This is a genomic window from Bradyrhizobium sp. Leo114 (assembly GCF_055229415.2).
In genome coordinates this window covers 402,274-413,183 of sequence record NZ_JBUYEN020000002.1, presented here as the reverse complement: position 1 = coordinate 413,183, position 10,910 = coordinate 402,274, and the positions used below count along the sequence as shown (strand labels likewise).

Below are 10,910 nucleotides of genomic sequence, written 5' to 3'. Positions count from 1 at the left end.
AAGCTCATCCACGGTTGTGGCCGGAGGGGTAACGGGCGACTTCGCCACGCGCCTTGGCCGGTGGCCACCGGCCAAGGCGCTAGGTCGCTTCCATCGCACAGATCATGGCCGTGCAGATACAAGGGGTACTCTCCGCGAACGCTATCGCGCGCGGAGACAACCCCTCATCCGGCGCTTCGCGCCACCTTCTCCCACAAGGGGAGAAGGGAAGAGGGGGCGCCGCCGCGCATAAAAAACGCCGGCATCGCGCCGGCGTTTTGTGTTGTTCCCTGCGACCTGTCCGCTCAGTCGAACATCGCGTCGATATCGTCCTGCGAGGCGTGGCCCACGTCGCCGTCGAGCTTCGGGCCGTTGAGCAGGCGGGCGTCGCCCTCGCGGGTGTCGACGATCGGCGGCGCGTGCGCCTTGATGGCGTCGACACCGCCCCAGATATCCATCATCGCATTGATGTGCTGCTCGATGAACTTCATCGTGTTCATCACCTTGTTGATGCGCTGGCCGGTGAGGTCCTGGAAATTGCAGGCCTCGAAGATCGTCACCACACGTTCCTGGATATCCTCGGCAAGCAGCTTCTGCTGTTCGGGCGAGGCGACCTTGGTCAGCGCGGTGGCGGCCTGGTCGATCGCCTCAGTCGCCTCGAGGATCTGCTGGGTCGCCTCCTCGGTGCCGCCGACGACGGCCCCGAGCTCGCCGTTCACCTTGGCCATCTCCGGGCCATCGAAGCCCCTGCCGTGCAGCGCCGCGATCTCGCGCTTGGTGCGGTTGATGGCATCGTGGATCAGGTCGAGCTCGACCTTCAGCTTCTCGCATTGCTCGATCTGCGCCCGATAGGTGTCGAGCAGCGCATGCGCTTCGGCGACCTCGCGCGCCACCGCCGCCTCGGTGGCTTCGGCTGCGACCGGACGCTGGGCGTGGACGCCGAGCGCCATCTGCGCACGGATGGATCGAAGCTCCGCCATGATCTCCCGATGCATTGGACCGATTTCACCGCCTTCCACCGTAACCGGTGCCGGCATCGGCATGTCGCCCATAATGGCTTGTTCAACACGAAAACGCTTGCGACTAACTGACATGAGACTGTTCCCGCCCCCTTCACTCCCACTGTTCTACGCAGAAGCGATTTAATAGGGAGTTCACACGGGAATGTTTTGCAACGGCGTTTCGCGTCGCGCCGCATACCCGGGATTAACCATGACGCCCACGAATTTAAGCAAAATAAACGCTAATTTTGAAATCCGCCGCCGATTGCCGACGTGGTGAATCCAAACGCTGGTTACGTTTACCAAACCGATGCGGTTTTGATTTTGATTGGTCGCATGCCACGGCGCCTAACGCCGAGTGCTGCTGACGATTGACGAAACAGTACAGAGTACGTCGATGAAGAAAACATTCTTTGCGCTTGTTGCCGGCGCGTCCTTCCTGCCTGTCGCTCCGCATCAGGCGTTTGCGATCGATGGCGCGCCGCTCGCCGGGCCGACCGTGATCTATTCCTACCAGGCGCCGCCTCAGCCGGTGCGCAGGGCCTCCAGCCTCGGCGGCGGCTTTATCGAATTCCTGTTCGGCGACGGTCCCGACCAGGGCTATCCGCAATCCTACGAGCAGCAGCCGATGTATCAGCAGCAGCCGGGTTACTATGGTGGCCGGCGCACGATGCTGCCGCCGATGGATCCGCAGCAGCCGATGATGCGCGAGGAGCAGGCGGCCGATCCCACGCAGCGGCCGTTCGATCCGAGATATGAGAAGCAGCTTGTCGATTATGACGGCAAGGAAGCTCCGGGCACGATCGTCGTCGATACCCCGAACAAGTTCCTTTATCTCGTGCAGGCTGACGGCAAGGCACTGCGCTACGGCATCGGCGTCGGCCGCCCCGGCTTCACCTGGTCGGGCGTTAAGACGATCTCCGCCAAGCGCGAATGGCCGGACTGGACACCGCCGCCGGAAATGCTGGCGCGCCGTCCCGATCTGCCGCGGCACATGGTGGGCGGACCGGAAAATCCGCTCGGCGCGCGTGCGATGTATCTCGGCTCCTCGCTCTATCGCATCCACGGCTCGAACGAGCCCTGGACCATCGGCACCAACGTGTCCTCCGGCTGCATCCGCATGCGCAACGAGGACGTCATCGATCTCTATGGTCGCGTCAACGTCGGCACCAGGGTGATCGTGATCTAGCGATGCTGTCGTCCCGGGCAAGCGAAGCGCAGACCCGGGACCCATAATCACAGGCGTTTGTGGTGTGCCCCGCTGCAACAGCTTGCTCGCGCCACAATAGCTTCCTGTGGTTAGGGACGACGAAAGAGAAACGGCCGCTCGCTCGAGCGGCCGTTCTGCTTTGGAATTTGCGTGCGGCTTACGCGTAGTCGCTGCCACCGTCGTCGCCGCCGTCATCGAACCCATCGTCGTCATCGTCGGGACCATAGCCATGGTCGTCATTGTTGTTGTCGTTGTTGTTCGACGCCTGATCGTACAGGCCGGAGCGCGAGTCGTTGTCGCGCCCGCCAGAGCCGATGTCGTTGACGCCGGCATCGCGCGCAAGATTGCCGCCCGACTGGTCATTGCCCCACGGCTTGTTGTCGCCGAGACTTGCGGAGTCTCCGAACGCCTGGTGACCGCCGCCACCGCCCATCAGCCCGCGGATGCTGTTCATCAAGAGCGAGCCACCGACGACGCCGGCGGCGGCCGCCGCAGCGGTGCCGAGGAACGAGCCGCCGCCACCGCCGAACGGACCCGCCTGTGGCGCGCCATAGGGCTGGGGCTGCTGGCCGTAAGGCGGCTGGCCATACGGTCCAGGACCCTGCGCCTGCTGCAGCGCCTGGCCGGTATTCCAGGCCGGACGGCTGCCACCCTCCGGCGGGCGCACCGGCGGAACCGAGCCGCGCGGCTGATTCTGGTTCTGGCCGAAGATCGCATCGCGCATCGAATCGAGGAAGCCGCCGCCTTGGCCCTGCTGCTGCGGTCCACCGCCGAGTTCTGCTTCCAATTGCTGGATATGGTCGTTGGCGCGCTTCAGCGCCTCGTCCTGCACCAGCGTGGTCTGCACCAGCGCATAGACGGCGTTGGGCGCCTTGCGCAGCCCTTCCGAGATGGCGGCCAGCGCCTCCGGATCACGCGGGGCGTTCTCCAGCTTGGCGAGCCGGTCGAAGAGATCGTCGATCAATTGGCGTTCTTGCGGGGTCATGGCCTTCTCCATCGCGTCGATTGCGTCGAAGCGCGGAACATGTAGGGCCGCCTTTGTGGCGCAAGGAGTGGGGCCGCGAATTAAATTTGCGTATGCGACAAAACGACCGGCGGATTTCTCTTTGCGCACGATCTTTTCGGAAAACCGGTACCCACTTTTCCGGATCATGCTCAGGCGAGCGTAACATTGTTCGCCGCCAGCAATTGCGGGAAGTGCTCGCTGCCGAGGTAGGCATGCTCATTTTCGCGCTGGGTCGTCAGCGGATCGAGCTCCCTCAGCGTCTCGTCGACGAAGCCGGGATGGCACATCACGAGCCCGCCGTCGGGCAGTCCCTCGAGAAACTGTCGCATCAGGGGACCGAAATCGGGCGATCTCGAAAAATCATAGGCGCCCGCAAAAGCGGGGTTGAAGGCAATGCCGACGCGTCGTGCACGCTTCCTGAACTGCGCGCTCAGCGTGTCCAGCACCAGTGCTTTCGGCGACCGCAAGCGTTGCGATAACGGCTGGCTGCGTCCGCCCTGGCGCACCCAGGCTTCGGGCGCGGCGTCCTTCACGGCGCGCAAGAAGGCGTCCCGCACCTGCGGAAACAATTGCACATGCTGATGGCCGTCAACAAAGTCAGGCGCGCGGCCGAACATGTCCTTGAAGGTCGCGAGCTGCTCGACGAGCTCGGCATGGATCATCTCGCGATCGAGCCGCCGGAGCAGGCCGGCGCGCAACATTTTCGGGAAGGGCAGGAACAGCCCGCCATTGACGGGTCGGAAATGCATGGTCAGCGGACGGAACGGCGCGCTCAGCGTCGCGTGCAGCCCGACCGCGCAGCGCGGGCTTTCGGCGGCAACGCGCTTTAGGGCCGCCACTTCGTCGCGGCCGATTGCCGCGCCCACCACCATCACCGAGGTCGCGTTGAGACGGCCGCGCGCGATGAGATCGCGAATGGCGCGGTTGACGCCCTCGCTCAATCCGTAATCGTCGGCGCAGAGCCAGATCCGGCGCGGCTGCGCGGCATCGTTCATTCGGCCGCGGTCCGTTCGCTGCCCGCGGCGGCCGCATCGGGGCCGGCGCGCTTCTCGCTATGCTCGGCGACGAAATAGATCGGCCGCGCCTTCAGCTCGGACAGGATCTTGCCGATATATTCGCCGACGATGCCGATCATGATGAGCTGCACGCCGCCGATCGTCATCAACCCGATCACCAGCGAGGGATAGCCGGGCACCTGCTTGCCGGTCGTGAAGACCTCCCACAGGATCGAAAGCCCGAACAGGAACGCCGCGGTCGCCAGCAGCACGCCGAGCAGGCTCGCGAAGCGCAGCGGCGCCACCGAAAACGATGTCACTCCTTCGATCGACAGGCCGATCAGCCGCGTCGCGCTGAAGGTGGTGACGCCATGCGCGCGCGGCGCCGGCTCGTAGTCGACCCTGATCTGGCGGAAGCCGATCCAGCTCGCCAGCCCCTTGAAGAAGCGGTTGCGCTCGGGCAATTGCCGCAGCGCCGCCACCGCGCGCGGCGACAAGAGACGGAAGTCGCCGGCATCTTCCGGGATCTTCTGCCGCGCCCCCCAGTTGATCAGCGCATAGAAGCCGTGCACCGCGAGCCTGCGCAGGAACGGCTCGTTGTCGCGATGCGCTTTCGCGGTATAGACGACATCGTAGCCGTCATCGATCCAGTGTGAGACCAGTTTCTCGACCAGGCTGGGCGGGTGCTGGCCGTCGCCATCCATGAACAGCACGGCGCCGCGCCGGGCATGGTCGAGGCCAGCCATCAGCGCCGCCTCTTTGCCGAAATTGCGCGACAGCGACACCACCTGGACATCCAGCGTGTCGGGGATAAGCGAACGCGCGATCGCAAGGGTGTTGTCCTTGCTGCCGTCGTCGACATAGACGACCTCGCAAGCGAGCCCGTAGCGATCCCTCAAAGTCCGCGCCAGCCCGATCAACCGCTCGTGCAGCAGCGCCAGCCCCGCAGCCTCGTTGTAAACGGGAACGACGACCGACAACCCCTGCGCCGCGGCATTCGTCGCGGTGGTGGTCAGGCCGGAAACGTCAGAGCCCAGCGTCATCGATCAGGTTCCAGGGTTCTCAAAGATATATGATACCGCCCGCCGGCTGTCGCCACGATGAACGGACCGGACGCCTCATTGCCGCAGGAAGGCCTCGAGCCTGGCGAACAGCGGATTCTTGCGGTCGAAGACGTAGTCGAGCGAGACCACCGACACTGTATCGGCGCCATGCTCGCGCAGGAAGCTGCCGAGCGCATAGAGCTGCGTCGGTGGGCAGTGCAGCGTCAGCATGCCGGATGAGGTCGGCCCGCCGAACGGGGCGACCACGCCGAAGCGGCTATGGGCCTCCGCGAGCAATGCTGCATCGCATCCTTTGAAGCGGGTGCGGACCTCGCGATATTTGTTGGCCCGGGCGCGCGCGGCGATGTGATCCAGGATGACGCGGGCGGCCTCGCGGGCCTCGGTCGACCAGTCGGCGTCTTTCGAGGCGACGAGGTTGGCCTGGCTGCGCAGGATCACGCCGTCGTCGAGCACCTTCAACCCGTTGGCAGCGAGCGTCGCGCCGGTCGTGGTGATGTCAACGATCAGCTCCGCCGTGCCGACGGCGGGCGCACCTTCGGTCGCGCCGGCGCTCTCGACAATGCGGTAGTCGAGGATGCCGCGGGAGGCGAAGAAGGTTCGCGTCAGGTTGATGTACTTGGTTGCGATCCGCATCCGCCGGTGATGCTGCTCGCGGAAGCCGGTGGTGACGTCGTCCAGATCGGCCATGGTCCGGACATCGATCCAGGCCTGCGGCACCGCGACCACCACATTGGCATAGCCGAAACCCAATCCGTCGATCAGGTGCACCCGCTTGTCGGCGTCGGCGATGCTCTCGCGCACGAGGTCTTCGCCGGTGACGCCGAGATGCACCATGCCGCGCGCGAGCTGGGAGGCGATCTCGCTGGCCGAGAGATAGGCGATCTCGACATTGTCGAGCCCCGCGATGGTGCCGCGATAATCGCGTGCGCCGCCGGGCTTCGACAGCGTCAATCCGGCGCGGGCGAAAAAGGCCTCGGCATTTTCCTGCAGACGTCCTTTCGACGGGACGGCGAGAACGAAGGGCGCGCTCATGCCTTGCCTCCGCTGCGAGGCTTGCCATGCTGCGTCAGCGCCTCGATCCAGACCGAGAAGCCGACCGCCGGGATCGGCTCAGCCGAGCCGAGCTGCGTCATCAATCCATCATAGCGGCCGCCGGCGACCAGCGGCTCAGTGCCGTTGCCCCTGGCGTGCAATTCGAACTCGAAGCCGGTGTAGTAATCGAGCCCACGCCCGAACGACGTCGAGAAGCGCGTCTTGCTGGTATCGATGCCGCGCGCGGCCATGAAGCCGACGCGGCGTTCGAACTCGTCGATCGCGCCGGAAAGGTCGAGCCTGGCGTCTTCAGCCAATGCGCGCAGTTGCGCGATGGCCTCGTCCGGCTCGCCCGCAATCGACAGGAAGCGCTTGATGGTGGCGATCGCATCGCGCGGCAATGCGCCTGCTTTCAGCGTCGACTGTTCGAGGAAGCGGTCGGCGATCTCGGCGACGGTGCGGCCGCCGACATTGGTGGTGCCGGCGATCGACATCAGGTCGGTGACGAGCGCCAGCGCCGCCTTGCGGTCGGAGCCGGCAAGGGCGGCCAGCACGCCCTGATATTCGTTGCCGGCGGGGCCGCCGGTCAGCGTCAGCCGTTCGATGTCCTCGGTGAGGTTGACCTTGCGGTTGAAATCCTTGATCAGGCGGCGGCGCCACACGGGATAGAGTCCAAGCGTCTCGATGAGCGCATTGAACAGGGCGACGTCGCCGGTGCGGATCTCGACGTCGGTCAGTCCGAACGCCGCCGTCGCCTCCAGCGCGAGCGCCAGCATTTCGGCATCCGCTGCGGCGCGGTCCTGCCGGCCGAATGATTCGATGCCGGCCTGCAGGAACTCGCTGGGCTGGCCGCCGCGATAACGGAACACCGGGCCGAGATAGCTGAAACCGGCCGGCTTTCCGGCCTCCGGCGAGGCGAGGTAGTCACGCGCCACCGGGATCGTCAGGTCCGGGCGCAGGCACAGGTCCTCGCCGCTGGCGTCGGTGGTGAGGTAAAGGCTCTTGCGGATACCCTCGCCGGAGAGGTCCAGGAACGGCTCGGCCGGCTGCAGGATCGCCGGCTCGGACCTGATGTAACCGGCCTGCGCAAATGACAACAGCAGTGCATCCGCCCATGCGGCGGAGGAGGCGGCACCGCGTGTGGTGGCGGTTGCGGTCATCTCGACGTCCAAATCGCCCGAAAATGGGTTCCCGGAGTGGTTTTAAGGGTTCGCGGCGAGCCCTTAGCACGGCAAAAGTGTCGTTTCGACAACCATTGGCCAAATCGCTTAATGAGCGCGTAGCCCGGGTGGAGCGAATGCGCAACCCGGGACATCTGCCTCGGCGTTTGCCATTGGTCCCGGGTTACGCTGGCGCTCCACCCGGGCTACGGCGCCAGTCCCCGAGCGCCGCCTGCACCAAGGCCAGCGCCGCGACCCCTGCGGTGTCCGCGCGCAGGATCCGCGGCCCCAGCGACAGCCGGAGGGTCTTGGGCTGGCGCAGCAGCAGCGTGCGCTCCTCTTCGGCGAACCCGCCCTCCGGGCCGATCAAGACGTCGATGCCGTCAGTGGCGGCCCCCTGTTGCAGGGCATACAGGGGATCGCCGAGATCGGCGGCTTCGTCGCAGAATACCAGGAGCCGGCCGCCCGCGCGCTCGGTCAGGAAGCGCTCGAGCGGGACGGGATCGGCGACCTCGGCGAGGGCCGTGATCCCGCATTGCTCGGCCGCCTCGATCACATTCGCCCGCATCCGCTCGCCGTTCACCCGCGAAACCTGGGTGAAGCGGGTCAGGACCGGCCGCAGGCACGAGGCGCCCATCTCGACCGCCTTCTGCACCATGTAGTCGAGCCGGGCGTGCTTCAGGGGCGCGAAGACATAGGCGATGTCGGGAAGGCGATCCTGCGGCCGGGTCTGGCGGTGGACCGTCAGCGTGTCCGCCCGCTTGCGGCCACTGAGCTCGGCCTGCCACTCGCCGTCGCGGCCATTGAATACCAGGATGGCGTCGCCGGCCTTCAACCGTAATACGTTACCGAGATAGTTGCTCTGGTCGCGGTCCAGCGCGACAATTTCGCCCGCTTGCAGGGGCGCATCGACGAACAGGCGAGGGGCGCGAAAGTCGTAGTCCGGCATCTGTTAATGTTCCGTCGTCACGCAACTCGGCCGCGCTTTTAGCCTAAAGCGCTAGAATCTGTAGCTTATTTTTGATCGATGGCGCGGCGTGACGCCGCGCTGTTGCCCCAATCCACGGGTTGTTAAGGAACGGCTGGAATCGTAAAAAGCCGCATGGAAATTGTGCTTCGTTTGGAAGCCGGCTGCCGGAGAAATATCCTTGATGACCCGCCTGATGGTGTCGCTGACGGTCGCCGCCGTGGTGCTCCACGCCGGCCAGGTTTTTGCGCAGGGCGCGTTTCCCGCGCCGCTGCCCGGTCAGCAGGCCGCAGCGCCTGCCAACGCCTCGCCCTTCCCGCCGGTGAACGGCGGGGTACCTTCCGCGTCGATCGGGGCGCCTTCGGCCTTCCCGAGCCAGGGTGCGGCGCCGATCGGTGGCGGTGGTGCCGGGTTTGCACCGCCACCCTCCCAGTCCGCGGGCGCGGGCCCGTCGGACGCCTGCATGAAGGGCTTCGTCCCCTTGCGCGAGGAGACCGAGCGGCGCGGCAAGCTGATCAAGGCCGCCGGTGAAAAGAAGGCCGGTCCGGACGAGGCCTGCAAGCTGATCGGCAATTACAGCCAGGCCGAGCTGAAGATGATGAAATACGTCAAGGACAACTCGGCGAAGTGCGGAATCCCGCCGCAGATCCTCGAGCAGCTCCAGAACGGCCACAAGAACACCGAGGCGATGCAGAAGAAGGTCTGCGCCGTGGCGCAGCAGATGGCGACGCAACAGGCGCGCGGTCCGGCTGGCCCGACCTTGAGCGAAGTGCTGGGCTCGGCCTCCGCGCCCGAAGCAGTGCCGACGCGCAAGGGCGGCAGCACCTTTGACACGCTGAACGGCAACGTGCTGTCGCGATGAGCGACGTCACCGCCCGCGTTGCCGATGCGACCGGCAACTGGGTCGACAGCCACGCGCCGCTCTGGTCGCGGCCTTACCTGCGACTCTCCCGCTTCGACCGGCCAATCGGCTCGTGGCTTCTGTTGATGCCGTGCTGGTGGTCAGCGGCGCTCGCCGCCGGCATCGCCCATGACCGTCACCAGCTCCCGCTTGCGATCGTTCTGTTCTTCATCGGCGCCTTCGTGATGCGCGGCGCGGGCTGCACCTGGAACGACATCACCGATCGCAATCTCGATGCGAAAGTGGAGCGCACGCGGTCGCGGCCGATTCCGGCGGGGCAGGTGAGCGTGACGCAGGCGCTGATCTTCCTGGTCGCCCAGGCGCTGATCGGTCTCGTGGTGCTGCTGCAGTTCAATCGCTTTGCGGTCGCGACCGGCATCGCCTCGCTCGTCATCGTCGCAATCTATCCCTTCATGAAGCGCATCACGTGGTGGCCGCAGGTGGTGCTGGGACTCGCCTTCTCCTGGGGCGCTTTGATGGGGTTCGCCGTCATCCTCGAGCGCATCGATCTGACAGCGCTTGCGCTCTATGCCGGCTCGATCTCCTGGGTGATCGGCTACGACACCATCTACGCGCATCAGGACGCCGAGGACGACGCGCTGATCGGCATCAAGTCGACCGCACGCCTGTTCGGCGCGGCCACGCACAAGGCGCTCGTGGTGTTCTATTCGCTCGCGGTGGTCCTGATCGGCATAGCGCTCGTGCCGGCTGGCGCGCACTGGTTCGCGTGGATCGGCCTCGCCGCCTTCGCGTTGCATCTGGCGATCCAGATCAGACGGCTCGACATCAGCGATCCCGCCTTGTGCCTGCGCGTCTTCAAGTCCAACCGCGACGCCGGCCTCATCCTGTTCGCCGGCCTGCTGATTGATGCCGCGATGCGCTGACGCTCGCGGTCATTCCGGGACGTGCCGAATCACCACTCTCTCGTCATTCCGGGGCGCGCCCCTTGGCGCGAGCCCGGAATCCATCGGGCCGCATGTGCTGGTGTTGAAATGGATTCCGGGCTCACCGCTTCGCGGCGCCCCGGAATGACGGTGTGTGTTGTGGCGCTCAATCCCGCGCGATGATCTCGCGTTCGCCGCGATGGACATTCCCCGCATCGAGCGGGCGGCCACGGCGGCGGCGTACCAGGAAGCGCGGGCGGCGCGTGTGGATGACGTTGCGGCGCCTGCGCCGGGCTGCAGGCTCGCGCGGCGCTTGCTCGCTGAGTTGCGGCAGGCGGAGCACGTCGCTCCACATCCGCCAGGCGCTTTCGATCTCGTCGCGATCGGAACTGACGCCAAGCGGGATTGCGAGCGACGGATCGCGGTGGACGAGCGTCAGCATCTGCTCGTCGCCCAAATCGCGCAGCGCGACGCCGATGAAGTCGCTGACGCGAACATTGATCGCCATCCGCATGCCCTTGACGGCACGGCGCAGCACGACGCGTTCGTGGTGAAGTTCAACCTGCCGCATGCCACCATCCGCGCGGACGTCCTGCGCATGGAAGCTGAGCGGAAGAGAAAGCGGGTCGAGCCGTTGCACACGGCCCGACCCGGCGGGGTTGAGCCCGCCTGTTGCTGTTTGACGCCTCACGGCTTTATCTCCCCGCCGGG

Annotated in this window: 11 protein-coding genes; 3 read left to right on the top strand and 8 right to left on the bottom strand. The window is 65.7% G+C overall.

Annotated features, from left to right (window positions below):
• Positions 1–284: 284 nt before the first annotated feature.
• On the bottom strand, positions 285–1,073 hold the full coding sequence (locus ACZIRK_RS04260; RefSeq protein ID WP_028166954.1) for a protein phosphatase CheZ: 789 nt from the start codon (positions 1,071–1,073) through the stop codon (positions 285–287).
• Between the two features lie 304 nt (positions 1,074–1,377).
• Between ACZIRK_RS04260 and ACZIRK_RS04255 the strand changes: the two genes are divergently transcribed.
• Complete coding sequence (locus tag ACZIRK_RS04255; protein ID WP_130228008.1) at positions 1,378–2,169, top strand: L,D-transpeptidase family protein; 792 nt, start codon at positions 1,378–1,380, stop codon at positions 2,167–2,169.
• 178 nt (positions 2,170–2,347) lie between these two features.
• Here ACZIRK_RS04255 and ACZIRK_RS04250 read toward each other — a convergent pair whose 3' ends face one another.
• From ACZIRK_RS04250 to ACZIRK_RS04225, 6 genes are all read right to left on the bottom strand, one after another.
• Positions 2,348–3,175 (bottom strand): DUF2076 domain-containing protein, encoded by an 828-nt coding sequence (locus ACZIRK_RS04250; protein WP_130228007.1) that lies wholly within the window; start codon positions 3,173–3,175, stop codon positions 2,348–2,350.
• A 170-nt stretch (positions 3,176–3,345) separates the two neighbouring features.
• Positions 3,346–4,191, bottom strand: coding sequence for a ChbG/HpnK family deacetylase (locus ACZIRK_RS04245; protein WP_463326984.1), 846 nt, complete (start codon positions 4,189–4,191; stop codon positions 3,346–3,348).
• Entirely contained in the window at positions 4,188–5,234 is a 1,047-nt protein-coding gene (locus ACZIRK_RS04240; protein WP_456645884.1) for a glycosyltransferase family 2 protein, read from the bottom strand. The genes ACZIRK_RS04245 and ACZIRK_RS04240 overlap by 4 nt, the downstream gene beginning before the upstream one ends.
• A 75-nt stretch (positions 5,235–5,309) precedes the next feature.
• Positions 5,310–6,287 carry an ATP phosphoribosyltransferase gene (hisG, locus tag ACZIRK_RS04235; RefSeq protein ID WP_130228005.1) on the bottom strand — a complete coding sequence of 326 codons (978 nt, stop codon included), beginning with the start codon at positions 6,285–6,287 and terminating at the stop codon, positions 5,310–5,312.
• Complete coding sequence (locus ACZIRK_RS04230) at positions 6,284–7,447, bottom strand: ATP phosphoribosyltransferase regulatory subunit (RefSeq protein ID WP_130228004.1); 1,164 nt, start codon at positions 7,445–7,447, stop codon at positions 6,284–6,286. The genes hisG and ACZIRK_RS04230 overlap by 4 nt, the downstream gene beginning before the upstream one ends.
• Positions 7,448–7,631: 184 nt before the next feature.
• Complete coding sequence (locus ACZIRK_RS04225; RefSeq protein WP_130228003.1) at positions 7,632–8,396, bottom strand: 16S rRNA (uracil(1498)-N(3))-methyltransferase; 765 nt, start codon at positions 8,394–8,396, stop codon at positions 7,632–7,634.
• A gap of 199 nt (positions 8,397–8,595) precedes the next feature.
• Between ACZIRK_RS04225 and ACZIRK_RS04220 the strand changes: the two genes are divergently transcribed.
• Both ACZIRK_RS04220 and ubiA read left to right on the top strand, forming a co-directional pair.
• Entirely contained in the window at positions 8,596–9,276 is a 681-nt protein-coding gene (locus ACZIRK_RS04220; RefSeq protein ID WP_165435384.1) for a hypothetical protein, read from the top strand.
• On the top strand, positions 9,273–10,199 hold the full coding sequence (ubiA, locus tag ACZIRK_RS04215; protein ID WP_463326983.1) for a 4-hydroxybenzoate octaprenyltransferase: 927 nt from the start codon (positions 9,273–9,275) through the stop codon (positions 10,197–10,199). Before ACZIRK_RS04220 ends, ubiA begins: the two co-directional genes overlap by 4 nt.
• A 166-nt stretch (positions 10,200–10,365) precedes the next feature.
• On the opposite strand, the gene ACZIRK_RS04210 is transcribed toward ubiA, so the two are convergent.
• Positions 10,366–10,890, bottom strand: coding sequence for a DUF6101 family protein (locus tag ACZIRK_RS04210; protein ID WP_130228000.1), 525 nt, complete (start codon positions 10,888–10,890; stop codon positions 10,366–10,368).
• Between the last annotated feature and the right edge of the window lie 20 nt (positions 10,891–10,910).